The sequence below is a fragment of the Actinomycetospora sp. NBRC 106375 genome, assembly GCF_030269665.1.
Lineage (GTDB): Bacteria > Actinomycetota > Actinomycetes > Mycobacteriales > Pseudonocardiaceae > Actinomycetospora.
Genome location: NZ_BSTS01000006.1, coordinates 34936 through 61007 on the forward strand (window position 1 = coordinate 34936; position 26072 = coordinate 61007).

The 26072-nt window shown below is 75.6% G+C and carries 32 protein-coding genes; 14 read left to right on the top strand and 18 right to left on the bottom strand.

Features of this window, described 5'->3' with window-relative positions; translation table 11 throughout:
- Positions 1-73: 73 nt before the first annotated feature.
- Complete coding sequence (locus QSK03_RS11565; protein WP_285651843.1) at positions 74-469, top strand: VOC family protein; 396 nt, start codon at positions 74-76, stop codon at positions 467-469.
- On the opposite strand, the gene QSK03_RS11570 is transcribed toward QSK03_RS11565, so the two are convergent.
- Entirely contained in the window at positions 400-1755 is a 1356-nt protein-coding gene (locus QSK03_RS11570) for an FAD-dependent oxidoreductase (RefSeq protein ID WP_285651845.1), read from the bottom strand. The genes QSK03_RS11565 and QSK03_RS11570 overlap by 70 nt on opposite strands.
- Before the next feature lie 231 nt (positions 1756-1986).
- Between QSK03_RS11570 and QSK03_RS11575 the strand changes: the two genes are divergently transcribed.
- Genes QSK03_RS11575 through QSK03_RS11595 form a run of 5 tightly spaced genes read left to right on the top strand, consistent with a single transcriptional unit; the run spans position 1987 to position 4977 of the window.
- Positions 1987-2670 (top strand): energy-coupling factor ABC transporter permease, encoded by a 684-nt coding sequence (locus tag QSK03_RS11575; RefSeq protein WP_285652432.1) that lies wholly within the window; start codon positions 1987-1989, stop codon positions 2668-2670.
- Complete coding sequence (locus QSK03_RS11580) at positions 2667-3026, top strand: PDGLE domain-containing protein (protein ID WP_285651847.1); 360 nt, start codon at positions 2667-2669, stop codon at positions 3024-3026. Before QSK03_RS11575 ends, QSK03_RS11580 begins: the two co-directional genes overlap by 4 nt.
- A 2-nt stretch (positions 3027-3028) precedes the next feature.
- The gene (gene cbiQ / locus QSK03_RS11585) at positions 3029-3793 is read left to right on the top strand and encodes a cobalt ECF transporter T component CbiQ (protein WP_285651849.1); all 765 of its coding nucleotides are present in this window, start codon (positions 3029-3031) and stop codon (positions 3791-3793) included.
- The gene (locus QSK03_RS11590) at positions 3790-4524 is read left to right on the top strand and encodes an energy-coupling factor ABC transporter ATP-binding protein (protein WP_285651852.1); all 735 of its coding nucleotides are present in this window, start codon (positions 3790-3792) and stop codon (positions 4522-4524) included. Before cbiQ ends, QSK03_RS11590 begins: the two co-directional genes overlap by 4 nt.
- 21 nt (positions 4525-4545) lie before the next feature.
- Entirely contained in the window at positions 4546-4977 is a 432-nt protein-coding gene (locus QSK03_RS11595; RefSeq protein ID WP_285651855.1) for a TIGR03618 family F420-dependent PPOX class oxidoreductase, read from the top strand.
- Here the strand turns inward: QSK03_RS11595 and QSK03_RS11600 are convergent.
- The 3 genes from QSK03_RS11600 to QSK03_RS11610 form a co-directional block, all read right to left on the bottom strand.
- On the bottom strand, positions 4965-5696 hold the full coding sequence (locus tag QSK03_RS11600; protein ID WP_285651858.1) for a Clp protease N-terminal domain-containing protein: 732 nt from the start codon (positions 5694-5696) through the stop codon (positions 4965-4967). The two genes, QSK03_RS11595 and QSK03_RS11600, sit on opposite strands and share 13 nt — an antisense overlap.
- Positions 5697-5729: 33 nt before the next feature.
- A complete protein-coding gene (locus tag QSK03_RS11605; RefSeq protein ID WP_285651861.1) occupies positions 5730-6551 on the bottom strand; it encodes a GNAT family N-acetyltransferase in 822 nt (273 codons plus the stop codon).
- Positions 6552-6658: 107 nt separating this feature from the next.
- A complete protein-coding gene (locus QSK03_RS11610) occupies positions 6659-7186 on the bottom strand; it encodes a GNAT family N-acetyltransferase (RefSeq protein ID WP_285651862.1) in 528 nt (175 codons plus the stop codon).
- 169 nt (positions 7187-7355) lie between these two features.
- On the opposite strand from QSK03_RS11610, the gene QSK03_RS11615 reads away from it, so the two are divergent.
- Positions 7356-8093, top strand: a complete 738-nt coding sequence (locus QSK03_RS11615) for a tyrosine-protein phosphatase (protein ID WP_285651865.1) — start codon at positions 7356-7358, stop codon at positions 8091-8093.
- Positions 8094-8265: 172 nt separating this feature from the next.
- Positions 8266-8463: a hypothetical protein gene (locus QSK03_RS11620; protein ID WP_285651868.1), complete on the top strand. Its 198-nt coding sequence runs from the start codon at positions 8266-8268 to the stop codon at positions 8461-8463.
- A 7-nt stretch (positions 8464-8470) separates the two neighbouring features.
- Here the strand turns inward: QSK03_RS11620 and QSK03_RS11625 are convergent, their stop codons facing one another.
- On the bottom strand, positions 8471-10432 hold the full coding sequence (locus QSK03_RS11625) for a homocysteine S-methyltransferase family protein (RefSeq protein WP_285651870.1): 1962 nt from the start codon (positions 10430-10432) through the stop codon (positions 8471-8473).
- A complete protein-coding gene (locus tag QSK03_RS11630; RefSeq protein WP_285651871.1) occupies positions 10429-11757 on the bottom strand; it encodes a PucR family transcriptional regulator in 1329 nt (442 codons plus the stop codon). Before QSK03_RS11630 ends, QSK03_RS11625 begins: the two co-directional genes overlap by 4 nt.
- Positions 11758-11883: 126 nt before the next feature.
- Between QSK03_RS11630 and wrbA the strand changes: the two genes are divergently transcribed.
- Both wrbA and QSK03_RS11640 read left to right on the top strand, forming a co-directional pair.
- Positions 11884-12501 (top strand): NAD(P)H:quinone oxidoreductase, encoded by a 618-nt coding sequence (wrbA, locus tag QSK03_RS11635; protein ID WP_285651874.1) that lies wholly within the window; start codon positions 11884-11886, stop codon positions 12499-12501.
- A gap of 47 nt (positions 12502-12548) precedes the next feature.
- A complete protein-coding gene (locus QSK03_RS11640) occupies positions 12549-13154 on the top strand; it encodes a maleylpyruvate isomerase N-terminal domain-containing protein (protein WP_285651876.1) in 606 nt (201 codons plus the stop codon).
- On the opposite strand, the gene QSK03_RS11645 is transcribed toward QSK03_RS11640, so the two are convergent.
- From QSK03_RS11645 to QSK03_RS11670, 6 genes are all read right to left on the bottom strand, one after another.
- Complete coding sequence (locus QSK03_RS11645) at positions 13151-13855, bottom strand: DUF2267 domain-containing protein (protein ID WP_285651878.1); 705 nt, start codon at positions 13853-13855, stop codon at positions 13151-13153. The two genes, QSK03_RS11640 and QSK03_RS11645, sit on opposite strands and share 4 nt — an antisense overlap.
- A gap of 26 nt (positions 13856-13881) precedes the next feature.
- Positions 13882-14457, bottom strand: a complete 576-nt coding sequence (locus QSK03_RS11650) for a dimethylsulfonioproprionate lyase family protein (RefSeq protein WP_285651880.1) — start codon at positions 14455-14457, stop codon at positions 13882-13884.
- Positions 14458-14467: 10 nt separating this feature from the next.
- A complete protein-coding gene (locus tag QSK03_RS11655; protein WP_285651883.1) occupies positions 14468-15295 on the bottom strand; it encodes an ABC transporter permease in 828 nt (275 codons plus the stop codon).
- Positions 15292-16314, bottom strand: coding sequence for an ABC transporter ATP-binding protein (locus QSK03_RS11660; protein WP_285651886.1), 1023 nt, complete (start codon positions 16312-16314; stop codon positions 15292-15294). The genes QSK03_RS11655 and QSK03_RS11660 overlap by 4 nt, the downstream gene beginning before the upstream one ends.
- A gap of 142 nt (positions 16315-16456) precedes the next feature.
- Positions 16457-18103 (bottom strand): benzoylformate decarboxylase, encoded by a 1647-nt coding sequence (mdlC, locus tag QSK03_RS11665; protein WP_285651888.1) that lies wholly within the window; start codon positions 18101-18103, stop codon positions 16457-16459.
- An 87-nt stretch (positions 18104-18190) separates the two neighbouring features.
- On the bottom strand, positions 18191-18442 hold the full coding sequence (locus tag QSK03_RS11670; protein ID WP_285651890.1) for a hypothetical protein: 252 nt from the start codon (positions 18440-18442) through the stop codon (positions 18191-18193).
- 210 nt (positions 18443-18652) lie between these two features.
- Between QSK03_RS11670 and QSK03_RS11675 the strand changes: the two genes are divergently transcribed.
- Positions 18653-19753, top strand: coding sequence for an epoxide hydrolase family protein (locus tag QSK03_RS11675; RefSeq protein WP_352231999.1), 1101 nt, complete (start codon positions 18653-18655; stop codon positions 19751-19753).
- Between the two features lie 93 nt (positions 19754-19846).
- Here QSK03_RS11675 and QSK03_RS11680 read toward each other — a convergent pair whose 3' ends face one another.
- On the bottom strand, positions 19847-20902 hold the full coding sequence (locus QSK03_RS11680; protein WP_285651893.1) for a zinc-binding dehydrogenase: 1056 nt from the start codon (positions 20900-20902) through the stop codon (positions 19847-19849).
- Positions 20903-20971: 69 nt separating this feature from the next.
- Between QSK03_RS11680 and QSK03_RS11685 the strand changes: the two genes are divergently transcribed.
- Positions 20972-21529, top strand: coding sequence for a TetR/AcrR family transcriptional regulator (locus tag QSK03_RS11685; RefSeq protein ID WP_285651897.1), 558 nt, complete (start codon positions 20972-20974; stop codon positions 21527-21529).
- A 7-nt stretch (positions 21530-21536) separates the two neighbouring features.
- Here the strand turns inward: QSK03_RS11685 and QSK03_RS11690 are convergent, their stop codons facing one another.
- A complete protein-coding gene (locus QSK03_RS11690) occupies positions 21537-21998 on the bottom strand; it encodes a MarR family winged helix-turn-helix transcriptional regulator (protein ID WP_285651900.1) in 462 nt (153 codons plus the stop codon).
- A gap of 88 nt (positions 21999-22086) precedes the next feature.
- On the opposite strand from QSK03_RS11690, the gene QSK03_RS11695 reads away from it, so the two are divergent.
- Complete coding sequence (locus QSK03_RS11695) at positions 22087-23292, top strand: FAD-dependent monooxygenase (protein WP_285651902.1); 1206 nt, start codon at positions 22087-22089, stop codon at positions 23290-23292.
- A 2-nt stretch (positions 23293-23294) separates the two neighbouring features.
- On the opposite strand, the gene QSK03_RS11700 is transcribed toward QSK03_RS11695, so the two are convergent.
- A complete protein-coding gene (locus QSK03_RS11700; protein WP_285651905.1) occupies positions 23295-24608 on the bottom strand; it encodes a DNA polymerase IV in 1314 nt (437 codons plus the stop codon).
- 4 nt (positions 24609-24612) lie between these two features.
- Positions 24613-25071, bottom strand: a complete 459-nt coding sequence (locus QSK03_RS11705) for an HAD family hydrolase (protein ID WP_285651907.1) — start codon at positions 25069-25071, stop codon at positions 24613-24615.
- A gap of 53 nt (positions 25072-25124) precedes the next feature.
- Here QSK03_RS11705 and QSK03_RS11710 point away from each other — a divergent pair, with 53 nt between their 5' ends.
- A complete protein-coding gene (locus QSK03_RS11710) occupies positions 25125-25331 on the top strand; it encodes a DUF2795 domain-containing protein (RefSeq protein WP_285651909.1) in 207 nt (68 codons plus the stop codon).
- Between the two features lie 100 nt (positions 25332-25431).
- Here the strand turns inward: QSK03_RS11710 and QSK03_RS11715 are convergent, their stop codons facing one another.
- Together QSK03_RS11715 and QSK03_RS11720 are read right to left on the bottom strand one after the other, a co-directional pair.
- Positions 25432-25695, bottom strand: coding sequence for a hypothetical protein (locus tag QSK03_RS11715; protein WP_285651912.1), 264 nt, complete (start codon positions 25693-25695; stop codon positions 25432-25434).
- Between the two features lie 76 nt (positions 25696-25771).
- Entirely contained in the window at positions 25772-26014 is a 243-nt protein-coding gene (locus QSK03_RS11720) for a hypothetical protein (protein WP_285651915.1), read from the bottom strand.
- Between the last annotated feature and the right edge of the window lie 58 nt (positions 26015-26072).

Consider the following 26072-nt stretch of genomic DNA (forward strand, 5'->3'; position numbering starts at 1 on the left):
GAACGTTGCGTTCGCTGCGATAGAAGCTGGCGGACGCCACGTTCGCTGCGTCCATCGACACCTGGAGGACCCCGTGCCCGAGCTCCCCTCGATCTCCCACGTCGCGCTGTCGGTGACCGACCTCGCCGCGAGCGAGCCCTGGTACCGGCAGCTCTTCGGCGTCGAGCCGGCGATGACGCTGACCGACGGCCCGTTCGAGCGGAAGGTCTTCGCCCTCGCCGGCGGCCAGCTCTTCGGGCTCACCGCACACGACAGCGCGCGCTCCGGCGACCGGTTCGACGTCGTCGCGCCCGGGCTCGACCACGTCGGGTTCGCGTGCGCCGACCGGGCCGCGGTCGCCGCCTGGCAGACCCACCTCGACCAGATCGGCGTCCCGCACAGCGGCATCGTCGAGGCCGACTACGGCTGGGCGCTGTCGTTCACCGATCCCGACGGGAACGCGCTGGAGTTCTTCGCGCTCGCGTCCTGAGCAGGCCGGGCCCACTCCGGGGCGTGCTCCGGGAGCACCCCGACGCCGACCAGTCGAGCCGGCACGACCTGGAGCGCCGGCACCCGCTGGAGCACCCGCAGCGGCGGCGGGAGCCGGTCGCGACCGGGCGCGTCCTCGGAGAGCGCGGCGCGGATGACCGCCCGATGGGCCAGGCGCTGCCCGGTCTGCGTCACCCAGGTCGGCAGCCACCGGCGCCGCTGCACCCCCGCCGCGGCGCGGTCGACGGCGGCGGGATCGGGCGGCGCGGCCGCGAGCACCGGCCCGAGGTCGCGGGCGGTGGCGACGGCGTCCTGCACGGCGAGGTTGATCCCGACGCCGCCGACGGGGCTCATCGCGTGCGCGGCGTCGCCGATGCACAGGACGCCGGGCGCTGACCACCGCTCGAGGCGGTCGAGGGTGACCTGCAACAGCTTGACGTCGTCCCACGACGCGAGGCCGTCGACCCGGTCGCCGAGCCACGGCAGCAGCCGCAGCAGGTCGTCGCGCAGGACCTGGACCGGGCCGCGTCGGTACTCGGCGTCCGTGCCGCGACGGATCATGTAGGCGGCCTGGTAGTAGTCGCCGCGGTCGAGCATGACGACGAAGCGCCCGGGGGACACCCGACCCAGCCCGCCCGCCGGGTCGTCGGCGTCGCTGTCCCGATGGTCCAGCTCCGCTTCGCTACGTGTCCGGCGGGCGAGGCGGAACCACCACACGTCCATCGGCACGTCGTAGCTCCGCAGCGGCAGCCCGGTCAGCGCGCGGACCCGGGAGTCGCGCCCGTCGCACGCGACGACGAGGTCGGCGGCCAGGTCGTGCTCGGCGCCGCCCTCGGCCCCGGTCTCCCGCCAGCGCAGGCCCGTGACGCGCCCGGCGCGGCGGCGCAGGTCGGTCACCTCGGCGTTGCGGAGCAGCGTGAACGTCGGCTCCTCGGCCGCGGCGGCGGCGAGCATGTCGAGCAGGTGCCACTGCGGGACCATCGCGACGAACGGGTGGGGTGCGCGGAGCCGCGTCATGTCGGCGACCGGTGAGGGCCCGGCGTCCATGACGACCTGCGCCTTCTCGATGGATTTCCACGGCAGCTGCGCGAAGCGGTCCCACAGCCCGAGCTCGTCGATCAGGGTCATCGTCGAGACGTGGACGGTGTCGCCGCGGAAGTCGCGCAGGAAGTCGGCGTGCTTCTCCAGCACCGTGACCTCGACCCCGGCCCGCGCCAGCATCAGCCCCAGGACGATGCCCGCGGGCCCACCGCCCGCGATCGCGCACGTCGTCCGGTCCTGTGCCATGTCGACCTCCCCGTCCGCGTCCCCGCCGCGCATCCTCCCGGATGCTCGGCCTCCGGAGCACGTTCCGGGCGTCGCCGCACCCTCCCATCGGCCAGGCCTCGGTTGTCGCAGGAATAGTGCGACAGCGCCTTTCCTGCGACACACTGTGGCGGCTCGCCACCCGTCCGGGGTGCGCCTGCCCGCTGCCGCCGTGGGGGTGAACTCGTGGAACCGCAGACCGACCTCGTCGCGATGCACATGAGCGACGGGATCGTGAACGCGCCGACCTCGCTGATCTTCGGGGTGGTCGCGGTGCTCGGCCTCGCCGTGTGCGTCGCCCGGGCGCGGCGCGACCTCGACGACCGCACCGCGCCGATGGCCGGGCTCGTCGCGGCCTTCGTGTTCGCCGTCCAGATGCTGAACTTCCCGATCCTGCCCGGCGTCAGCGGCCACCTGCTCGGCGGCGCCCTCTGCGCGATCCTCGTCGGGCCCTACGTCGGCGCGATCTGCGTGTCGATCGTGCTGCTCCTGCAGGCGCTGCTCTTCGCCGACGGCGGGCTGTCCGCGCTCGGCACCAACATCACGAACATGGCGCTGATCGGGACCTTCGTGGGCTACGGCGTCGCCGTGGCCCTGCGGCGGTTCGCCCTGCGCAGCCGCGCCGGCCTGGTCGTGACGGCCTTCGTCGCGGCCTGGGTCAACACCGTCGTCGCGTCGCTCGGCTTCGTGCTCGAGTACGCGATCGGCGGCCAGGGCCTCGCGCTGGGCACGGTCTTCGGCCTGATGGTCGGCTTCCACGCCCTCATCGGCATCGGCGAGGGGATCATCACCGCGCTCACCGTCGGCGCCGTCGCCGCCGTGCGCCCCGATCTCATCTACCTCACGCGGTCGGCCGCGCCGTCGCTGCAGATCAAGTCCCAGGGAGTCACCTCGTGAAGAAGCTCCCCCTCGCCTTCTACGCGGGCTTCCTCGCCGTCGCGCTGCTGCTGGCCGGCGTCGTCTCGTACGCCGCGAGCAGCAGCCCCGACGGCCTGGACGCGGTGACGCAGTCCGGCTGCCAGCTCGACGAGTCCGGGGAGCCGGTGGGCGGGCGGTGCATCGCGCAGAACGCCGGCGAGCACGCGACCGGCGGGAGCCCGCTCGCCGACTACACCGTCGGCGGCAGCGAGGGCACGACCGGGATCGCGGGCGTCATCGGTGTCCTGGTGACGCTCGTGCTCGCCGGCGGTCTCTTCTGGCTCCTGCGGCGACGCTCGTCGACCCGCGACGAGACCCCGAGCCGGGTCGAGTGACGGTGGGAGCGGGTCACACGCACGCCCTCCACCGCCCCGGCGACTCGGTGGTCCACCGGCTCCCGGCGCACGTGAAGATCGTCGTCGCGTTCCTCATGGTGCTCGCCGTGGTGGCGACGCCGCGCGAGGCGTTCGCGATCTTCGGGCTGCATTTCCTGCTGCTCGTCGGCATCTGGGTCGCCGCGCGCATCCCGCCCGGGTGGCTCGCCGCCCGGTCGCTCATCGAGGCGCCGTTCGTCGTGCTCGCCGTCCTGCTGCCGTTCTTCGCCGCCGGCCCACGCGTCGAGTGGTGGGGGATGTCGCTGTCGCTCGACGGCCTGCTCGCGGGCTGGAACATCCTCGTCAAGGGGACGCTCGGCGTGCTGATCTCGGTGACGCTCGCCGCCACCACGCCCCTGCGCGACCTCGTGTCGGGGCTCTCGCGGCTGCGCGTGCCGTCGATGGTCTGCGTGATCGCGACGCTGATGTTGCGCTACCTCGAGGTGATCGCGGCCGAGGCCCGGCGGATGCGCCTCGCCCGGCTGTCCCGCGGCCACGACCCGCGCTTCGTCTGGCAGCTCGGGGCGACGGTCCGCTCGGTCGGCTCGCTGTTCCTGCGCTCGTACGAGCGGGGCGAGCGCGTGCACCTGGCGATGCTCTCGCGGGGCTTCACCGGCAGCATGCCGGCCTTCACGACCGCGTCCGCGTCGCGCGTGACGTGGTCGGTCGCGCTGCTGCCGGCGGCCGTCGGGCTGGCGCTCGCGATCTCCGGATACTGGGTGGCGTGACACCCCCCTCCTTGCGGGTCGACGGGCTGGCGTTCGCGTACCCCGACGGTCACCAGGCGCTCTTCGGGGTGGACCTGCGCATCGAGCGCGGCGAGCGGGTGGCGCTGCTCGGCCCGAACGGCGCGGGCAAGACCACGCTCGTGCTGCACCTCAACGGGGTGCACCGGGCGGGCGCCGGGCGCGTCGAGGTGGGCGGGCTGGAGGTCACGCGCGAGAACGTCCAGGAGATCCGCCGCCGGGTCGGGATCGTCTTCCAGGACCCCGACGACCAGCTGTTCATGCCCACGGTCGCCGACGACGTGACCTTCGGGCCGGCGAACTTCGGTGTCACCGAGCCCGAGCTCTCGCTGCGGGTCAAGGAGGCCCTCGACGCCGTCGGCGTGGCCGACCTCGCCGACCGCTCGCCCATGCACCTCTCCGGCGGTCAGCGCCGCCGGGCCGCGCTCGCGACCGTGCTGGCGTGCGACCCCGAGATCCTCGTGCTGGACGAGCCGTCGACCCACCTCGACCCGGTCGCGCGCCGCGAGCTCGCCGAGGTGCTGCTCGGGCTAGACCGCACCATGCTCATGGTCACGCACGACCTGCCCTACGCCCTGCAGCTCTGCCCGCGCTCGGTGGTGATCGACGGCGGCGTCGTCGTGGCGGACGCCCCGACCCGGGAGATCCTCGCCGACGCCGACTTCCTCGCCGCCCACCGCCTCGAGCTGCCCTTCGGCTTCGCCCTCGGCTGACCGCGTGCCAGGCTCGGCCCCATGGACCTCGACGACTTCCGCGAGCGCGCGTCCGGCGAGCACTTCCTGGTCGTGGTGTCGACCTCCCGCGCGGACGGGTCGGTGCAGTCGAGCGTCGTCAACGCCGGGGTGATGGACCACCCGGTGCACGGGACGCCGATCGTCGGGCTCGTGGCCGCGGGCGGCTCGGTGAAGCTCGCCAACCTCCGCGCCCGGCCGTGGATCACGGTCACGGTCCGCGCCGGGTGGCGCTGGACGACCGTCGAGGGCAGCACCGAGATCGCCGGGCCGGACGACCCGCTGACCGGCGTCCTCGACGTCCCCGCCCTGCTGCGTGACGTCTTCCGCGCGGCGGGCGGCACGCACGACGACTGGGCCGAGTACGACGCGACGATGGCGCGCGAGCGGCGGGCCGCCGTGCTGATCCAACCGCGGCGGGTCTACGGCGTCTGAGGGTCCTCGGGCGCCCCGGACAGCATGGAGAGCGTCCGCACGACGTGCCCCTCGACGGCGTCGCGGTCCAGCCCGAGGCCGGTGAGCGTGCCCGCGCCGTCCTCGTGCTCGAGCAGCGCCAGCAGGATGTGCTCGGTGCCGACGTAGTTGTGCCCGAGGCGCAGCGCCTGGCGGAACGTCAGCTCCAGCACCTTCTTGGCCGCGGCGTCGAACGGGATGAGCGCGCCGAGCTCGTCGGACCGCGCCGGCAGCGTGCCCACGAGCGTGCGGCGCACGGTCTCCGGCGCCACGTCGAGGGCCTTCATGGTCAGCACGGCGAGCGACTCCGGCTCGTGGAGCAGGCCGAGGGCGACGTGGACCGGACCGATCTCCGCGCTGCCCGCGGTGCGGGCCTCCTCCTGCGCCGAGACCACCACGTTGCGGGCGCGCGGCGTGAACCGCCCGAAGCCCTCCTGGAAGTCGATCTCCTCGCCCTTGGCCACGAACCGCTTCTGGGCGGCCTGCTTGGTGACGCCCATGCGCTTGCCGATGTCGGTCCACGACGCCCCGGAGCGGCGCGCCTGGTCGACGAAGTGGCCGATGAGGTGGTCGGCGACCTCCCCGAGGTGCTCGGCGGCGAGCACGGCGTCCTGCAGCTGCTCGAGCGTGTCCGTGTGGACCGAGGTGATCGCCTGGATGAGGTCGTCGAGGCGGACGGGCTGGGCCGGTGTCGGTGGCATGCGTCCACTTTAGGTTGACGATGGTCCCTGTCGTCAACCTCGAGTAGACGATCTGAGGCGCGCGTCGATGACGTCCTGCACGCCGACGAACCCGAGCCGTGCGTAGAGCGCGTTGCTCGTCGGGTTGGCGAGATCGGTGAACAGCAGGACCTCGTCGGCGCCGCGCGCGCCCGCCAGCCGGGCGACGGCGGCCGTCACCGCCGCGCCGTGGCCGCGGCCGCGGTGGGCCGGGAGGGTGTACACCGGGCCGATCCGCGAGACGCCCAGGACCGGGTGTCCCACCACGGCCCAGGCCACCGGCGTGTCGCCGTCGACGGCGACCAGGACTCGGCCGTCGTCGACGGCCGCGTCGACCGCCTCGCGGGGCGGGGGCGGGCTGTCGGGCGTGGCCTCCCGGTGGAACGCCGACCACCACGACGAGAGGCACTCGCGCTCGGCGTCGGCGGCGGGGCGGGTCGGTGTCGGGTCCGGCGGCGGGACGAGCGCGGCGAGCCGGTGCAGCCGCTCGCGGACCGCCACCTCGACCGTCGCGCCCCAGGCCGACGCCAGCCGGTCGACCGTCTGCGGCGGCCCCATCACCCACGCCGGCGGGGGCCGGTGCGCGGCCCATGCCCGGGCGGCGTCGTCCGGCATCGCGGAGACGACGGGACGGTGCGGCGGGGTCCGGATGACGGTCGCGCCGACGCCGGCGCCGTCGGTCCACCACGCCAGCTCCGGGATCCCGTCGGGCGAACCCCGGGCGCGCAACCTGTCGACGGCCGAGAGCACGACGGTCGACGCCACCCGGTGCGCCCGCAGGTGGTCGTGGGTCGCGCGCCAGAACTCGTCGACGTCGTCGGTCACCGTCCACCCCACGGGTCCAGGGTCCCGGGGATGTCGACCGCGTTCCGGCGTGTCGCGCGAGCGAGGGTGTGGCGATCCTGGCTTCTCACGCCAGGAAAGCCGCATTCCTCGTCAAGGCATCAGTCGATCCAGAACCGCAGGATCTCCGCGACGTGGTCGCCGTGCGGCCGGGAGGACGGCCAGGAGGTGTCGGGGCGGCCGCCGTTGTTCCGGATGACGGCCAGGGAGCCGGGGTTGTCGGCGGCGCAGGTGACGAGGACCGGACCGACGCCGCGCTCCCGCAGGTGCGCGACGCTCTGCCGCAGGATCGCCGTCGCGTAGCCCCGCCGCCGCTCGTCGGGAAGCACGGCGTAGCCGACGTGACCCCCCTGCACGCAGAGGGTGGCGGTGAGCGAGTGCCGGATCGAGGTGCGGCCCACGATCCGGCCCTCGACCTCGGCGTAGAGGAACGTCATCGGCACGCGGCCCGGCGGGAGGTCGACGCCGCGGTGCTCACGGTCGAGGCGGTCCAGGTAGGAGAGCCAGGGCTCGCCGTCCGCCCAGAGCCCGAAGTCGAACCCGTCGGGCGCGAGGGCGGCCTGGGCGGCGCGGGCGAGCGACTCGTCCGACGGGCGTACCGCGCGCAGGACCACCTCGGGCTCGCTCACCCGTCCACGATCTCTCCCCGTCCTCGCGCGATCCCTGTGACCCACCGCACACGCTTCGGTGATGTCGCGCGCGCCGCGCAGCGCCGCCGGTGGGTGACGTCCGCTACGACGACCCGGAACGTTCACCTCGCGGCGGGACGATGGAGGCCCCGACGAAGGAGACCACCCGGTGCCAGCCTCGCCCCCGACCGTCCCGAGCACCGATGTCGCCCGGCACCTCGCGAACCTCCGCGACGTGGGCGGCATGCCCACGGTCGACGGCGGGCGCACCCGGCCCGGCGTGCTCTGGCGCGCCGACGCGCCCCTGGCCGACGACGCGACCGACGCGGGACCCGGCGGGCTCGGATGGCCACCCGGCAGCGTCGTGGACCTGCGCAACCCGGGCGAGCTCCCCGCGGAGCACCCGCTCCCGGCGCTGGGCTCCGAGCTGACCCACCTGCCCCTGATCGCGGCGCTCTCGCCCGCCGAGCAGGCCCGCGGCCGCGCCGGCGAGCTCGACGCCGGCGAGCTCTACCTGCTCCTGGTGCGCATCGGCGAGGCCTGGCTCCCGCAGCTCGTCGGCGTCGCCGCGTACGGCCCCGGCCCGATGCTCGTGCACTGCGCGGCCGGCAAGGACCGCACCGGGGTGGCCGTCGCCCTGCTGCTGCGCGCGGCTGGCGTCCCGCGGGACGTCGTCGCCGCCGACTTCGCCGCGACCAACGAGCACCGGGTGGCGCTGCGCGACCGCCTCGCGGTGCAGGGCGCGATCGAGCCGACGGTCGAGCCCGACCGTGTCGGCGTCACCCCCGCCCACCTCGAGCCGGTGCTCGACCTCGTCGACGACGACCCACGCGCCCCGTTCCGCGAGGCCGGCGTCCCCGACGACGACCTGGACGCGTGGCGCGCTCGTCTGGTCGACGCAGGCTGACGGGGCTGGTCGGCCGCAGGGCCGGCGCACGCTGTGTCCGACCACAATCGGCCCGTGGCGATCTCTGTGGGCCGACACAGTGCCCGGTGGGGTGACCACCCCGAACACTGGACGGCAGGCGGGTCGATCCTCCGGCCCGCCCGGTGCCGATCCGATCTCCGAGGTGACGAGCATGAACGCCCCGACGACGTGCCCCTGCTGCGGGGTCGTGGTCATGCCCCGCGAGATGTCCTACGACTTCGACGGCGAGACCGTCGCGTCGCTGACCCGCGAGGTCGCCTACCTGCGGGCCACCGTCGCCCGCCTGCGCGGTGCCCCCGTCGCGCCCGTGCCGGCGCCCCGGCCGGTCGTCGAGGCCGTCAGCGCCTGACGCTCCCTCACCGCCCGGCGCGGGCGCCGGGCGCGTCCCGCGCGGCCGCCCGTAGCCGGGCGACCGCCGTGGCGGGATCCAGACCCGGCAGGGGCGGACCCGACCACCGCACGACCACGCCGTCGACGCTGCCCGCGGCGCCGGCCACCAGCTCGGCGGCCAGCGCGAGCCCCGTCCGCGCGGCCTCGGGCCCGTCACCGGCGCGCCGCATCTCCTCGACCACGGCGTCGGGGACGACGACGTCGGGCACCTCGTGGCGCAGGTGCTCGGCCTGGGCGTAGCCGGCGAGCGCCCCGACCGACGCGAGGACGGGCACGCGGTGCCCCGCGGCGCGCAGCGCGTCGACGATCGCCCCGAGCCGCTCGAGCTCGAACACGGGCCGCGAGACCAGGAACTCCGCGCCGGCCTCGACCTTGGCCAGCGCCCGGGCGATCTCGTGGTCGAGGTCGTCGGCGCCCGGCGTGACGCGGGCGCCGAGCCGGAACGCCGTGGTCTCGGCCAGCTCGACCCCGTCGGCGTCGACCCCGCGGTTGAGCCCGGCCGCCAGCTGCAGCAGCTCCGGCCCGTCGACCTCCCACCGCCCGTCGCGGACGGCCTGCTCGGCGTGCACCGGCGGGTTGCCCGTCTCGCACACGAGCAGGCGCAGCCCGAGCGCGTGCAGCCCCAGCAGGTCCGCCTGCAGGGCGAGCAGGCTCGTCTGCCAGCTGGTGACCGTCAGCGCGGTGTCGACCTCGATCCGGTCGTGCAGGTGGACGGCGAGGCCGGCCGGCGTGGTCGTGCTGCGCCGCGTGCGGGGGCGGCTGACCCACAGCACACCCGCCCCGCCCGCGACCGCCCGCCGGGCGCGGGTGAGGTGCTCGTCGGGTGTCCCGGCGCCCGCGACCTCGGCGGCGACGAGGAACTCCCGCGACCCGCGTGCCCGCAGCCAGCGCTCCAGCACCCCGCGGGTCGGGCGGGTGGCGGCGACCGCCTCGTCCTCGGCGTCGGCGTCCTCGTCCGACGGCGTGGCGACCCGCCGGAGGACCTCCACCGGCCCGGTCGGCGCGCCCGTGGTGGTGCTCGGCGGGCCGGACCAGGCGTCGTGCAGGGTCAGGGCGCTCGCCGCCGCGGCGGTGTGCTCGGGGGTCGTGCCGCAGCAGCCGCCGACCAGCCGCGCGCCGGCCTCGACGTAGCGCAGCACGTAGCGCGCGAAGTGCTCGGCGTCGCCGGCGAAGCGCACGCTGCGGTCGGCGACGACGTGCGGCAGGCCGGCGTTGGGCTGGGCGGAGAGGGCGGGCCCCCCGGTCGGGCCCATGCCGCGCACGACGTCGAGCAGCCCCTGGGGGCCGAGCGTGCAGTTGCTGCCGACGGCGACCGTGCCGGCGTCCGCGAGGCGGGCGACGACGTCCGCCGGCGACTCGCCCGTGGCCGTCAGCGGCGTGCCGTCCTCGTCGACGAAGGTCGCCTGCGCGACGACGGGCAGGTCGGTCACCTCGCGGACCGTGCCCACGGCCGCGAGCAGCTCGTCGGCGCGGCTGAACGTCTCCAGCAGCACGAGGTCGACCCCGCCCTCGACGAGCGCGGCGACCTGCTCGCGGATCGCCGCGGCCGCTCGCGACGGGTCCACCGGCGTCGCCTGGCCCGGCGGGGTCGCCGGCGAGACCGAGCCCGCGACCCAGGCCGGCCGGCCGGCGCCGTCGCGGGCGGCGGCCGCCAGGCGGGCGCCCTCCAAGTTGATCTCCCGGGTGCGGCGGGCGAGTCCGTGACGCTCCAGCCGGGGCCGGGACGCGCCGAAGGTGTGGGTCTGCAGGACGTCGGCGCCGGCGGCGAGGTAGCGCTCGTGCAGGGCCGTGACCAGCTCGGGGGCGACGACGCACAGCTCCACGCCCGGTCCCTCGACCTGGCGTCCGCTGGCGCGCGCCAGGGTGCCCATCGCGCCGTCGGCGAGCAGCACCCGCCGGGCGAGCGCGTCGGCGAACGACTCGCTCACGCCTCGATCTCCCCGAGTATCTCCAGCGCGACCTGCGCGGCGAGGCGGTCGCGGTAGGAGTCCAGGTGCAGGCCGGACAGCTCCTCGGCGCGGCGCAGCCGGTAGCCGACGGTGTTGGGGTGGACGTTGAGCGCGCGGGCCACGCGCTGCGGGCTGCCGTCCTCGCGGAAGTAGCGCGCGAGCGTGCGCAGCAGCTCGGTGGTGCGCTCGGAGCGGTCGGTGGCGAGCCGGCCGAGCACCTCGCGGGCGAACGCGCGGGCGGCCTCGGGGTCGGGGATCTGGAGCAGCAGCCGGTGCACGCCGAGGTCGTCGAAGCGCACCACGCGCCCGCCGCGACCGAGGCGCCGGGCGGCGAGCAGGGTGCGGCGCGCCTGGTCGTAGGACCGGGCGATCTCCTCGGGCGCCTGGAGCGTCCCGCCGACCGCCACCGTCACGGGCCAGTACGCGTCCGGGTCGGGCACGCGGCCCCGCGCGAGGCGGCGGGCGCACGCCGCACCCACCGCGACCGGGTCGGCGGGCTCCGGCACGACCGCCACCGTCTCGGTGTCGCGCACGACGGTGAGGGCCGCGGGCGCCGCGGCGCCGAGGTGCTCCTCCGCCTCCCCGAGCAGGCTCGCGGGCCCGGCGCCGTACGCGTCGTCGTCGTCCGGGGACACCACGACCACGCGGTGGGCGACGCCGTGGTCGAAGCCGACGTGCTCGGCCCACTGGGCGGCCTGGTCGGCGTCGCGCGCCCGGTCGAGCAGCAGCCCCGACACGAGGTCGCCGCGCACCTGCCCGGCAGCCGTGGCGAGCACCCGGTCGCGCCCGGCGAGCACACCGACCACCGTCGCCGCGTGCTCGGCCACGAGCAGCAGGACGTCGTCACCGGCGAGGGCCTCGGGTCGGTCGCGTGCCGCGGTGTCCTCCTCGGCCACGAGGAACGCCGGGACCTCGCGGCCCAGCAGCACCGGGGCGACGACCTGCACGCGCGTTCCCGGCCCGGGCACCCGCAGCGCCCGGCCGGCCGCCGCGGCCGTGTCGAGCACCCGCGGCCACACGCCGCTGCGGGCGTCGGCACGCACGAGCGCGGAGGCCTCGGCGACGCCGACTCCGGGTGCCGCGGCGGCGAGCACCTCGCGGCGCGGCCCGACGACGGCGGCGAGCACCCCGAGCTCGCCGGCCACCACCGACGCGACCGCCTGGGTGTCGGCCGACGCGGCGGCGACGAGGCCGGACAGGCGCCGGTAGAGCGCGACGAGCCCGCGCGGGCCCGCCGGGTCGGTGCCCGCGGCCGACCCGGCCCTCGGTCGGGGCACCGTCGCCCCCGCCTCCCGCGCCGTCACGTCGCCCAGTCTCCCCTGTCGGCGGCGTCGATGCGCGGAACGCAACGGACCCCGCGGCGGCGTCGGTGCCCGCTCCGGGACATGATCGGGGCGCTCGCCACCGATGTCACCGATCCGGGAGGCCCCGTGACCGACGCTGCCGCCAGGGCGCCGCACATCGCCGTCGTCTTCTACTCCGCGACCGGCAACGTCGCCGCCCTCGCGGAGGCCCTCGCCGAGGGCGCCCGCACGGCCGGCGCCGAGACGCGCGTGCGGCCCGTCGCCGAGCGCGCGCCCGCCGAGGCGATCGAGAACAACCGGCGCTGGAAGGCGTGGGTCGAGGACAACCCGTACGACACGCTCGCGTCGCTCGACGACCTCGAGTGGGCCGACGGGCTCGCCCTCGGCAGCCCGACCCGGTTCGGCAACAGCGCCGAGCAGCTCAAGGCGTTCCTCGACACCACCGGCGGGCTGTGGGCGCAAGGCAAGCTGGCGGACAAGGTCGGCACGGCGTTCACCAGCGCCTCCACCGGCCACGGCGGGCTCGAGGCGACGATCCTGTCGATGAACAACGTGCTCTACCACTGGGGCGCATTGGTCATGCCCCTCGGCTACGCCGCCGACCCGTCGCTGATGTCGTCGGGCAACCCGTACGGGGCGTCGTGGGTGTCACGGAAGTCGGCCGCCCCCGACGAGGACGCGCTCCAGGCCGCCCGCGTCCAGGGCACCCGCCTGGCCCAGATCGCCGCGAAACTGATCGCCTGACCCCCTATGTGAGCGATTTCCGGGCTATAGCCCGGAAAATCGCTCACATGGAGACGTACGCGGAGGCCGCGCAGACGGCCGTCGAGCTGGTGCGGCGGATCCCGGACGACGCGTGGGACGGCCCGGGGCTGGGCGAGTGGGACCTGCGGGCGCTGGTCGGCCACACCAGCCGCGCGTTCGTCACCGTGCTGACCTACCTGGAGCGGCCCGCCGAGCAGGAGGACATCGACTCGCCCGAGGGCTACTACGCCCTGCTGCCGTCGATGACCGGCGAGGGCATCGACCAGGCGGCGGTCGCCCAGCGGGGCCGGGACGCGGGCGAGGCACTCGGCGCGGATCCGGCCGCGGCGTTCGCCGAGCTGGGGGCCCGGGCCGTCGCGGCCGCCCGCGCCGCCGACCCCGACGCGCTCATCACGACGATCGCCGGCGGCCTGCGGGTCCGCTCCTACGTCCCGACCCGCACCGTCGAGCTCGTGGTGCACGGCCTCGACATCGCCGCCGCGGCGGGGCTCGACGTGGCCTTCGCCGAGGAGACGGTCGGGGAGGCGGTCGGTGTCCTCGCCCGCACCGGCGTGCGGCTCGGGCACGGCGCGGTGCTGCTGCGCGCCCTCACCGGCCGCGCTCCGACCCCGCCGGGCTTCACGGTCGTCTAGCCCACGGCCGCGGTGGCCTCGTCGAAACGGGCGGCGAGGTCGAGGTCGGCGGCGGTGACGATCTCCTGGCGTTCGTTGCGGGCGCGCACGGTCAGCGAGGTGGGCGTGCGGTCGAGGATGCGCAGCCGGTGCCCGGTCTCGTGCTCCACGGCGCGCAGGCGCTCGAGGAGCAGGTCGACGCGCTCGGCGGGCATCGAGACGGTGCGCTGGATGCCCGAGCGGTCGCCGGACCACTCCGGCAGGCGCTGCCCGAGCGCGCGGTCGAGCTCGTCGGCGTCGACCGGCTGCGGGCGGCCCTGCGCGCCCTCGGAGGCGGCGTCGGGCGGCAGCGTCGGGCCGCCGCCGTGCAGCTCGATCGGCAGGACGCGCCCGATCCGCCCCCCGAGATCCGCGTCCTCGGCCGTGAGCTGGCCGGTCACGGCGACGAGCGCGTAGCGGGCGCGCTCCGCCGACCACCCGGTGCGGGAGACCACGTCGTCGACGAGGCCGGCCTCGGTCGGGGTGCCGCCGCCGCCCACGCGGTCGACGCCGGACTCCTGCTCGAGCAGGGACGGCAGGGCGGCCGCGAGCGCGTCACGGTCGTCGGCGGGCAGGTGCTCGGCCACCGTCGCCAGCACGGCGTCCGCCGCGCGGCGGGCTTCGTCGGTCTCGGCGAAGCCACCTCGGGTGGCGACGCCCGCGAGGAACTCCTGGTGTCGCATGATCGGGGCCTACCCGGACGGACCCGTCAGACGAACACCGACGGCGTCCCCACCGGACCGGTCCAGACGTAGACGAGGAGCACCGGACGGTCGCCGGTGGTCATCGCGTGCGGCTGCCAGGGGGTGTGGTGGACGAGCACCCCGGCGGGCTCCGGCGCCGGCTCGCCCCCGGCGGCGTGCAGCCACCGGATCGACCCCGCCGGCAGGTAGAACTCCTCGGCCGGGTGGTGGTGCGGCGGGTAGTGCACGCCCGGACCGAGCAGGACGAGGCCGAGCGCGACGTCGTCGGCCTCGGCGAGGGTGGCGTGCGCGTAGAGGTCGAGGAACGTCGCGTCCGGCGGGTTCTCCACGTACGACGCCGTCTGCTGCCAGGCCGCGGCGCGGGCCAACGGAGCGAGGGTTTCGGCGAGCGCCGCGTCGACCTCCTCGCCGGTCCGGACGAGGGCGTCGTCGAGGTGCGCGACGACCGGTGGCGCCGCGGCCGGACGGTCGCCCGGCCGGTGCGCCAGGCGCCCGAGGAGCGCGGCCGGACCCGGGTGCCCGCCGTCGGCCAGGACCGCGGCCAGGCGTGCGCGCAGCGCCCCGAACGCGGCCTCGGTCACCGGACGCCCCTCAGTCGAGGGCCCGACGGACGAACCCACGGATGCCGATCACGCCGAACAGTGCGCAGGCCGCCACCAGCGCCAGGAGGCAGACCCAGCCGGCCAGGTGCGGCACGGACGGGGTCAGCGCGCCGCGCAGCCCCTCCGAGACGTAGGTGATCGGGTTGAGCGCGCAGATCACCTGGAACCAGCGCAGGTTCCCGAGCTGCAGGAACGGGAACTGCGTCGAGCCCGTGAACAGCAGCGGCGTGATCACCAGGGCGAACACGACGTTGATCTTCCGGGGCGAGACCAGCGTGCCGATGCACAGCCCGGCCGCCCCGCCGGCGAGCGAGCCGAGCACGAGCAGCACGGCCGCGATCGGCAACCCCGAGAGGTCCCAGGTGACCTCGTCGAGCACGATGTAGCCGACGGGGATCATCACCAGCGAGCCGAACAGGCCCCGCGAGGCCCCGAACACGATCTTCTCGACGGCCACCAGGCGGGTGGACAGCGGCGCGAGCAGGCGGTCCTCGATCTCCTTGGTGTACGAGAAGTCGATCACCAGCGGGATCGCGGTGGCCTGCACCGCCACGAAGAACGCGTTGAGTGCCAGCAGCCCGGGCAGCAGCAGCTGGGCGTAGCCCGGCGTGACGTAGCCGAGCTGGCCCAGCACCACGCCGAAGACGAACAGCAGGAAGAACGGCTGCATCAGCACCTGGCTGAGGAACGTGCCGAACTCCTTGCCGGTGACCGCGAGGTCGCGGCCGAGGACCCCGAGGAACGCGCGGCCCTGACCGGGACCGGCGGACCTCGCCGGGGCCCCCGTCGCGGGGACCCCCGTCGCCGGTGCACTCATCGCAGTCCCCTCCCCGTCAGGTCGATGAACACGTCCTCGAGCGTCGGCTCGCCCAGCTCGACCTGCGACACCGTGGCGCCGGCGTCGGCCACCGTGCCGAGCACCGGCGGCAGCGCGGCGCCGGCCTCGCCGTCGACGCTGACCCGCAGGTGGGTGGCGCCACCGTCGAGTCCGGCCTCGCCGGCGATCTCCTCGACCCCGGCCACCCCGCGGACCTCCGTGAGGCGCCCGCGCAGGGCCCCGACGTCGGCGCCGGTGAGCGTCAGGTCGATGGTCGCCTCGCCCGGCAGGGCCGCGACCAGCTCCGACGGGGTGTCGAGGGCCAGGAGCCTGCCGTGGTCGACGATGCCGACCCGGTCGGCCAGCTTGGCCGCCTCGTCCATGTCGTGCGTCGTGAGCACGACGGTGACGCCGGACGCGGCGAGCTCGGTGACGCGGTCGTGCACGAAGAGCCGCGCCTGCGGGTCGAGCCCGGTGGAGGGCTCGTCGAGGAAGAGCACCTGGGGGTCGTGCATCAGCCCGCGCGCGATGATCAGGCGCTGGGCCTGGCCCCCGGAGAGCTCGTCGGGGTTGGTGCTCGCCTTCTCGGCGAGCCCCATCCGGTCCAGCAGCTCGTCGGCCAGCGCGCGGCGCCGGGCCCGCGGCACCCCGTGGTACGCGGCGTGCCAGACGAGGTTGCCGCGCGCGTCGAGCGAGCGGTCGAGGTTCGGCCGCTGCGGGACGACACCGAGCACCGCCCGCGCGCCGACCGGGTCGGCCGCGACGTCGATGCCCGCCACCGTGGCCAGCCCCGAGGTCTTGGTGACGCGCGTGGTGAGCACGCCGACCGTGGTGGTCTTGCCCGCGCCGTTCGGGCCGAGCAGCCCGAACACCTCGCCGCGGCGCACCGCGAAGCTCAGGCCGTCGACCGCGGCCGTGCGGCTGCGCCCGTAGCGCTTCACGAGGTCGCGGACCTCGACCGCGGGCGCCGTGCCGTCGGTGCGTTCGCTCGCCGGCCGCGCGGCCGTGTCCGTGCTCACCCGTGGTCCTCCCCCGGCCGCCGACCCGTGCAGCGGACGCCGTCGCGACGCTACGCCGGGGGTCCGACGGCCCTCTTGTCGATTTCGGTGCCCCGTGGTGGTCGTCATGCGCACCACCTTCGGACCTCGAGAATGGTCGAGGTCAACTCCCGGAGGGCGGCACCGGGACGTGGACCAGCCGCGGGCCCGGGCCGGCGACACCGCGGCGGAACGCGGCGCGCAGCTCGTCGACGGTGCCGACGGTCTCCGCCGGCACGCCGTACGCCTGCGCGAGCGCGAGGTGGTCGACCGCCGGCAGGTCGAGCCCGGGGACCTTCGGGGTCTGCTCGCGCGCCGCGAACCACTTGAGGATCGCGTACTCCCGGTTGTCGAGCACCAGCACCGTCACCGGCACCTGCAGCGACGCCGCGGTGGCCAGCGCCTGGACCGCGTACTGCAGCGAGCCGTCGCCGACGGCCGCGACGACGGGCCGCGCGGGCTCGGCCAGGCCCACCCCGACCGCCGCGGCGAGCCCGAAGCCGAGCCCGCCCGAGGCCGTGAAGTACGAGCTGCCGGGCCGGTCGATCGGCAGCCGGGCCTGCTGCACCCCGCGGTGCGAGGGCGACTCGTTGACGAGCACGGCGTCCTCGGGCCACTCCTGCGCGAGCGTGGCGAACAGCTCCTCGGCCGACAGCCGTCCCTCCCCGCCCGCGCGGGGCGCCTCCAGGGCGGCGCGTTCCGGCGGCGACGCCCGGTCGGCGGGACCGGGGCCCACGCGCTCGAGCAGGGCGCGCAGGGTCAGGGTCGGGTCGGCGACGACCGCGTCGCCCACCGGAGCGCGGGCGGCCTGGTCGGCGTCGGCCGTGACGTGGAGCAGCCGTGTGCCCGGGGCGAGGAACGGGCCGGGCACGTAGGGGTAGTAGCGGAACACCGCGGAGCCGACGACGAGCACGACGTCGTACGGCGCGAGCGCCTGCGCGACCGGGTCGATCGCCATGGGCAGCGAGCCCTGGTAGAGCCGGTGGCCGGTCGGGAAGCCGACGCGGCCCTCGACGGGCGGGGAGTACACCGCGGCGCCGGTGCGCTCGGCGAGCGCGACCGCGTCGTGGAACCCGCCGGTGGCGTCGACGTCGCCCCCGATGACGAGCGCGGGCGACCGGGCGCCGTCGAGGGCCTCGACGAGGGCGTCCAGCCCGGCCGGGTCGGGGGCGGCGCGCCGGTGCACGCGGCGGGCCGCGACGGTCCCGGCCGGCTCGGTGGCCGGGTCGAGCTCGGCGTCCCAGTCGTCCATCGGGATCGACACGAACACCGGGCCCCGCGGCGGGGTCATCGCCGCGTGGACCGCCCGCGCGAGCACCGCCGGCACGTCGGCGGGCCGGGCGGGCTCGAGGGAGAGCTTGACCGCGGGACGCGGCAGCACCGTGGCGTCCGGGTTCGTCAGGAGCGCCTCGAGATTGATCATCGGGCGGACCTGCTGCCCGGCGGTGACCACGAGCGGCGCGCCGTTGGCCGCCGCGTTCACCAGGGCGCCGACCGCGTTGCCGACGCCCGGCGCGGTGTGCAGGTTGACCAGCGCGGGACGCCCGGTGGCCTGGGCGTAGCCGTCGGCCATGCCCACCACCGCGGCCTCCTGCAGGCCGAGCACGTAGCGGAAGTCGTCGGGCAGGTCGGCGAGCATCGGCAGCTCCGTCGACCCGGGGTTGCCGAACACGGTCGTCATGCCGTGCGCCCGGAAGACCTCCAGCGAGGCCTCCCGCACCGTGCGCCCCGTCCCGCTCGCCTCCGCCATGACCTCAGGGCCTCCCGTCACCGCCGCATCGTCGCGGTGGGGGTGTACCCCGGCCGGAGCGGACCACGCCGGGACACGGCGCCGGTTCCGCGCCGAGGTCCGCCGGTGTCAGCGCGGTCGGTGGAGACGCGAGACGCGGATGAGCACGTCGCGCAGTCCGTCGTCGTCGAACTCGCGCCGCATCTCCTCCGCGCGGAGTGTGGCTTCGACCCCTTCGTAGGGCCCGTGGGCATCGAGCTCCCCGGTCTCCGGGTCGAACACGAGCACGACGTAGCCGTCACACTCGTCCAGATCCGCAGCCGCGGCGAGCAGAGCCGCCGACCGATCGTTCAGCACGCTGATCACCTCCACCTCGTGCATCGCCACCATGAGGCCCCGTGTGACACCTGGGCGCGAAGTTGGCTCGTTCGGGTCACGAACACCAGCCGTCGGCGTGTCGCGTCGCCACCAGAACGGAGGCGTTGACGTGCGACCACACGGCGGCACCCGGCGCGGGTGGATACGGTGCGATCCGTGGCCGCCGAAGCACCCGTGCCCGCCGGGGACCCGTCCGTCGAGGTCGTGCCGTTCGTGCTCGACGTCCCGGAGGAGCAGCTCGTTGACCTGCGGGAACGCCTCCGCCGCGTCCGATTGCCGGAGCCCGCGACCGACCCGGCGCAGGGCATCGGCCTCGACGCGGTCACCGAGCTCTGCCGCGCGTGGCTCGAGGAGCACGACTGGCGTCGCGTCGAGGACGAACTGAACCGGCGGGGCCAGTTCCGCACCGCCATCGATGGTCTCGGTCTCCACTTCCTCCACGTACGGTCACCACGTGATGACGCACAGCCACTGATCGTCACTCACGGGTGGCCCGGCTCGGTGGTGGAGGTCCTCGACGTCCTCGACGCCCTGACCGACCCCGGCGACCCCGCACTGCCCGCCTTCCACGTCGTCGCGCCGTCGCTGCCGGGCTACGGGTTCAGCGACAAGCCGACCGGTCCGGGGTGGGGCGTCGACCGCATCGCCGACGCCTGGGCCGGGCTGATGTCGCGCCTCGGCTACGACCGCTTCCTCGCCCAGGGCGGCGACTGGGGCGCGATGGTCACCACCGCGCTCGCGGCCCGTCACCCCGACCGCGTCGTCATGATGCACACGACGATGCCGCGCGCCGCGCGCCCGGACGGGTTCGACGACGCGACCCTCGACGAGACCGAGCAGCGCTGGCTCGCCGAGGGCCGCGAGTTCGTGCGCGTCGGGTCGGGCTACTCGGGCCAGCAGCGCACCCGTCCCCAGACCCTCGGCTACGGCCTCGTCGACTCCCCGGCCGGCCAGCTCGCCTGGATCGCCGAGAAGTTCGTCGTCTGGACCGACGGCGACGGCTTCGGCGGCGTCCCCCGCGACCGCGTGCTGGACAACGCGACAATCTACTGGCTCACCGCCTCCGGGGCGTCCTCGGCGCGGCTGTACTGGGAGAGCTTCGCGGGCGTCGACGTCACGACGCCGGTCACCGTCCCGAGCGCGGTGTCGTACTTCCCCGCCGAGATGGTCAAGCTGCCGCGCGCGTGGGTCGAGGCGCGCTACACCGACCTCCGGTACTGGAACGCCCTGCCCAGCGGCGGCCACTTCGCGTCCCTCGAGGTGCCGGGCGACTTCGTCGACGAGCTGCGGGCGGCCTTCGCGCTCGCCTCGTGAGTCGCAGCGAACGGCCCATCGGCGTGCTCAACTGGATTCTCGCTGCTTCTGTGCGTACGAAGTCCACGTTGATCACGGACCGGGGCAGCGGGATCACGGCGTGACGACGATCTTCCCGACGTACGCGGAGCCGGCGAACTCCTCCTGCGCGGCGTGGATGTCCGCCAGGGCGTAGCGCGCCGCGATCCGCGGGCGGATGCGCCCCGCGACGGCGTCGGCGACGAGCTCGGCGAAGTGCGTCCGGGTGTGCATCGACGAGCCGACGAGGCTGACGTTGTGCAGGTAGAGCCTGCGCAGGTCGAGGTCCACGGTGTGGCCGCCGATCGCACCGGCGATCACCCAGCGGCCGCCGTCGCGGAGCCGGTCGAGCAGGGCCGGCAGCAGCGGCCCGCCGACGACGTCGACGACGGCGTCGAGCGGCGCGCCCGCGGCGTCCGCGACGGCGTCGGCCACCGCGCCCGGCTCGGGGCCGCGCAGCACCACCCCCGCCGCGCCGGCCTCGCGCAGCGCCTCCTCCTTGCCGGGCGCGGTCAGCGCCACCACGCGCGCGCCCCGGGCCGCCGCGAGCTGCACGGCCGCGAGACCCACGCCGCCCGAGGCCCCGGTGACCAGCACCGTCTCGCCCACCGTGATCCGGCCGCGCGCGAGCATCCCGGCCGCCGTGCCGTAGGCGACCGGCAGGCAGGCGAGCTCCTCGTCGGACAGCGGGGACGCACCCACGTCGTGGGCGCGCGGGTCGAGGCAGACCACGTACTGAGCGAAGCCGCCGTCCGCCTCGCTGCCGAGCAGCCCGATCGGGCCGGCGTCGGGGCCGTCGCCCTCGTAGAACGCGTTGTCGACGACGACCCGCCGGCCCTCGCGGGCCGGGTCGACCCCACCGCCGACCGCCGCGATCTCGCCCGCGATGTCGCCGCCCTGGATCCGCGGGAACGCGATCGGGCCGCGCCAGCCGGCGAGGGCCTGGGGATCGCCGGGGAGACCGTAGGCGCCCTGACGCGTCCAGATGTCGGTGTTGTTGAGCGCGGCCGCGGTCACGCGCACCAGCACCTCACCGTCGCCCGGCCGCGGGACCGGCACCGTCCGCAGCTCCAGGGCGTCCGGCCCGCCGTGCCGCGTCAGCACCGCCGCGTCCATCGTCTCCGGGATCATCGCCGTCCTCTCGACTACACTGACCTGTGAAGTGTTACCGTAGGTACACAGCCCTGTGAAGGCAAGCCGATGACCCTGACCCCCGGCGCCCGCCGCATCCTCGAGGTCGCGTCCGACCTGTTCTACGAGCGCGGGATCCACGCGGTCGGGGTCGACACGATCGCCGCCGAGTCCGGGGTCACCAAGCGGACGCTCTACGACCGCTTCGGCTCGAAGGACGAGCTCGTCGCGGCGTACCTGCGGGCCCGCGACGAGCGCTGGCGAGAGCGGGTCACCGCGGCGGTCGAGGCCGAGACCGACCCGCGGCGCCGGGCCCTGGCGCCGTTCGCCGTGCTCGAGGACTGGGCCGCCGACCGCGGGTGTGCCTTCGTCAACGCCTTCGCCGAGCTCGACGACCCCGGGCACCCCGGGCGCGCCGTCGTCACCGGGGAGAAGGAATGGCTGCGGGCGCTCTTCGCCGCCGAGCTCACCGCGGCCGGGGCCGACGACGTCGCCGACCTGGCCCTGCACCTGCTCGTGCTCCACGAGGGCGCTCTGGTGGCCCACGCCGTCGCGGGGCAGCCCGCGGCCCTCCGCGTCGCCCGCGACGCGGCTCGCGGGCTGGTGGAGCGGGCCGCGGCCCGGTGAGACCCGATCACGGGCTGCCGGCCATCGCCGCGGCGAGGCGGCCCAGGAGCTCGCGGGCGAAGACCTGCTCGGACGGCGAGAGCGACCGGCAGACCTCGTCGATCCGCCGGATCGCGGGCAGCCAGGCGTGCAGCGTCGCCGCACGCCCCGCGGCGGTGTCGGTGATCGTCACCCGGCGGCGGTCGCCGGCGTCCCGCAGGCGCTCGACGTGCCCGGCCCGCTCGAGACGGTCGACCAGGACGGTCGTCGCCGGTGACGTGACCCCCAGCCGCCGGGCGAGCTCCGCCACGCCCATCGGCCCGTGCTCGCTGAGCTGCATGATCGCGGTCATGTCGCTGAGGTTCATGGCCATGCCGTGAGCCGTGCGGACGGTGAGGTCCTGGGCGGCGGCGATGAGACGACGGACCGCCAGGGTCGTGTCGTCCACCGTCGCGAGTGCCGGCTCCCGACGGATCTGCTCGTCGCTCACGTGGCGCATCCCATCATCCGAGAATCGTTAACTTGTTTATCTACTGGGTAGCCGCGGACATCACCGCCGTCGTCGAGGAGATGCCGCCATGGGCAGCCCCAGCATCCTGGTCTCCGGTGCGAGCATCGCCGGACCCGCCGCCGCGTCGTGGCTGGCCGCCGCGGGGTGGCAGGTCACGGTCGTCGAGCGCGCCGGGCGTCTGCGCGACGAGGGCCAGAACGTGGACGTCCGGGGTGTCGGGCGCGAGGTGCTGCGGCGCATGGGGCTCGAGGAGGCCGTCCGTGCCCACCACACCAGCGAGACCGGTCTCGCCTTCGTCGACGAGCCCGGACGTGCCTACGCCTCCTTCCCGGCGGGCGGCGACGACACCGACAGCAGCCCCACGGCCGAGCTGGAGATCCTGCGCGGGCAGCTCGCGCGCCTGCTCCACGAGCACTCCGCGGGCGCAGCCGAGTACCTCTTCGGTGACCGGATCACCGCGCTGCACGACGACGGGCACGGCGTCGACGTCGAGCTCGCGCACGGCCAGGCCCGCCGGTTCGACGCCGTCGTGATCGCCGAGGGCTCGCGCTCCCGCACCCGCGACCTGGTCTTCCCGGACGCCCGGATCGACGAGCTCGGCCTGCTGGCGGCGTACCTCACGCTCCCGCGCACCGCCGACGACGACCGGCAGTGGCGCATCCACTTCGGCGGCCGCGGGCGTCTCGTGCACCTGCGTCCCGACAACGTGGGGACGACGCGCGCGATGCTCAGCGTCCACACCGACCTGCGCGGGCTCGACCAGCTCGACCGCGAGGGCATCGTGGCGGTCCTGCGGGCGACGTACGCCGACGTCGGGTGGGAGGCCCCCCGCGTCCTGGCCGGGCTCGACAACGACTCGCTGCACGTCGACCAGATCGCCCAGGTCCGTCTCCCCTCGTGGCACCGGGGCCGGGTCGCGGTCCTCGGCGACGCCGCGTGGTGCGCCGGTCCGTTCGGCACCGGGACGACCAGCGCGCTGGCCGGGGCGTACGTCCTCGCCGGAGAGCTCGGCGCGACCCCCGGGGACGTCCCCGCGGCCTTCACGCGCTACGAGCGCCTGCTGCGGCCCCAGGTCGACCGTGCGCAGGATTTCGTCCCGCGCGTCGGGCACCCGCGCGTCGAGTGGCACCGCCGGCTCCTCCGGGCGGGGCTCCGCGTCGCGGGGGGACCGCTCGGGAGCACCCTCGCCCGCCTCGGCGTGTTCGACCCGTCCCTGCCGGTCGACATCGTCGCCCTGCCCGACTACCCGGTGCGGGTGCCCGCGGGCGTGTGACCTCAGGAGAGGCTCGCCACGGGGTCCGCGCGGGTCAGGGCGGGGTCGTCGGCGCGGAAGGTGCGGGCGCGGCCGGGGCCGGTCGAGGCCGTCTCGAAGCGGACGGTGACGCGCCCGTGCCCGCTGCCCTGGACCCAGCCGTGGCCGTGCTCGGGGTGGGCGACGTCGTCGCCGGTGCGCCATTCGCGGCCCGGTGGGGGCTCCGGTTCGGGCTCGGGCCGGTCGGCGGGGACGGGAGCGGGCGCGGGCTCCGGCGCCGTCCCCGGGAACAGCGCCTCCTGCACCGCCGTGGTCAGCCCGGAGAAGGAGACGCCGACCAGCCGCACGCCCGCGTCCGGCAGCGCGGCGACGGCGAGGCGCTGGGCGGTGTCGGTGAGCGTCGCGAGGTCGGTGGTGGCGTCGGCGTGGGTCTCGGCGCGGCTCGTCGTCCCGAACGACGCGCTCCGGATCTTGACGCTGACGGTGCGGGCCGCGCGGTGGGACGCGACGAGGCGCCGGTGCGCGCCCTCGGCCAGCTCCGCGACCGCGGCACGGACGGCACCGAGGTCGGAGAGGTCCTCGTCGAACGTCGTCTCGGCGCTCACCTGCTTGGCCTCGCCGCGCTCGACCAGGGGGCGGTCGTCGACGCCGCGGGCGAGCCGGTGCAGCCCGGTCCCGACCGCGACGCCGAGCAGGGCGGTGACCTCGCCGGTCTCGAGCGCCGCGAGCTTGGCCACGGTGTCGACGCCGGCGCGGTGCAGGGTGGTCTCGGCGACCGGCCCGATCCCCCACAGCGCGCGCACCGGCAACGGGTCGAGCAGCGCCCGCTCGCCGCCCTGGGCCACGACGTGCACGCCGTCCGGCTTGGCGCGCCCCGAGGCGATCTTGGCGACCTGCTTGCCCGACCCGGCGCCCACCGAGACGGCGAGCCCGGTGACCGCGCGGACCTCCGCGCGCAGGCGCTCGGCGAAGGCGCTCACGTCGTCCGCGTCGGCGTCGGCGAGCGCCTCGGGCTCGGCGAACGTCTCGTCGTAGGCGATCTGCTCGAGCACCGGCGCCCACGCCCGGACGACGCCGAAGAAGCGCTCCGAGAGCACCCGGTAGAGCGCGGTCCGCGGCGGCAGCGCCACGGCGTGCGGGCTGAGCCGGCGCGCCTGGCCCATCGGCATCGCCGAGCGAGCCCCGTGCACCTTCGCCTCGCCGCTCGCGCCGGCGACGATCCCGCGCGGCCCCAGCCCGCCCACGAGCACGGGGCGCCCGCGCAGCGTCGGACGGGTCAGCTGCTCGGCCGACGCGAAGAACGAGTCGAGGTCGAGGTGCAGGACCCAGCGGGGCACGACGTCAGGATGCCCGCAGCGACCACAGCTCGTCCGGGTGTCCCAGCACGACCGTCGCCCCCGCGGCGCGCAGCTCGTCGGCCGACGAGCCGCCCCACCCGGCGCCGACGGGCCGGAGCCCATGCGTGATCGCGGCGTGCATGTCGACCGGACCGTCGCCGACGAGCAGCGAGCCGGTCGGGGCGTCGGCGAGCCCCAGACCCAGCAACGCCTCGGCCACGGCCGCGTCCTTGTCGCCGCCGCCGTCCAGCCCGGCGACGTGGGCGAAGGATCCGCCGACGCCCAGCTCGTCGAGCACCCGGCGCGCGACCCGCGTCGACGCGGACGTCGCCAGGGCCAGCGCGGTGCCGTCGCGGTGCAGTGCCTCGACCAGGGCGACGGCCCCGGGCGCCGGGCGCGTCGTCCCCGGGGCCGTGAGGGTGCCGTCGAGGTCGAACACGACGACGGGGAACGCGGGCGTCACGGTGCCGAGTGTGGCAACGGTTCGAGGGACGGACGGTCGGGGACCCGCCGCGCATGGGTTACGACGTCACGCAGGTGCAGAAGTCGCTCGCCGGGTTCCGGTACCCGGGCGGGCCGCAGGAGCTCGCGGACCACGCGGGCTCGCAGGGGGCCGACCAGCAGCTCGTCGACACCCTGAAGGGGCTCGACAAGCAGCAGTTCGACGGCCCGAACGCCGTCATGGAGCAGCTGAGCAAGTCCGGGGTGCTCGGCGGCAGCTGAGGCCTCGGAGAACGAACGAACGGCGCTCTCGCTGCCTGTGAAGGAGCGGGAGCGCCGTTCGTTTCTCGGGACCCGGCGCGACCGGCCCGGCCCGCCCGCCTCAGTGCGGCAGCGTCGGCAGGCCGCGCTTGACCATGTCCCGGGCGCCCTCGAGCGTCCCGTCGCCGACCCACGTGTTCGGGTCCAGCTGGGAGACGTTCCATCCGCCCGGCCGCACGCGGGTGGAGTAGAGGAACGTGTCCTTGTTCTCGACCCACTGGATCTCGTAGTCGATCGGGTCCTGGCCCTGCGTGCTCCAGCGCCAGGCAGCGCCCGACCCCCGCGACGTCTCGTTGAGCTCGACGCCGTCCACCTCGATGGCCATGCCCACCCCTTCACGGCTCCGGTGAGCCGATCGGAGCAGGAATCTACCGGCCGATCGGGGTGACGGGCACACCCTCTCAGGCGGCCGAGCGCGGAGCCCACCCTTCCCGGGTGAGCGCACCCACGATGCGCAGCGCGTCCGCGCGGTGGTGGTCGGCGGTGTGGGTCGTCCAGCTCCACTGTTCGCACTCGGCGTGCAGCAGGTGGGCGACGACGGTGACCGCGTGCTCACGGTCGTCGACGGGGATGTCCGCGACGCGGGGACGGGCGCCCGGGCGCATCAGCTGCGCGATGGGCGAGTGGGCGGGGACAACACTCATGACGGACCTCCCCTGCGGTGACCGGCGGTCCGGTCCCGACCGGGTCGTACGCCGCGGC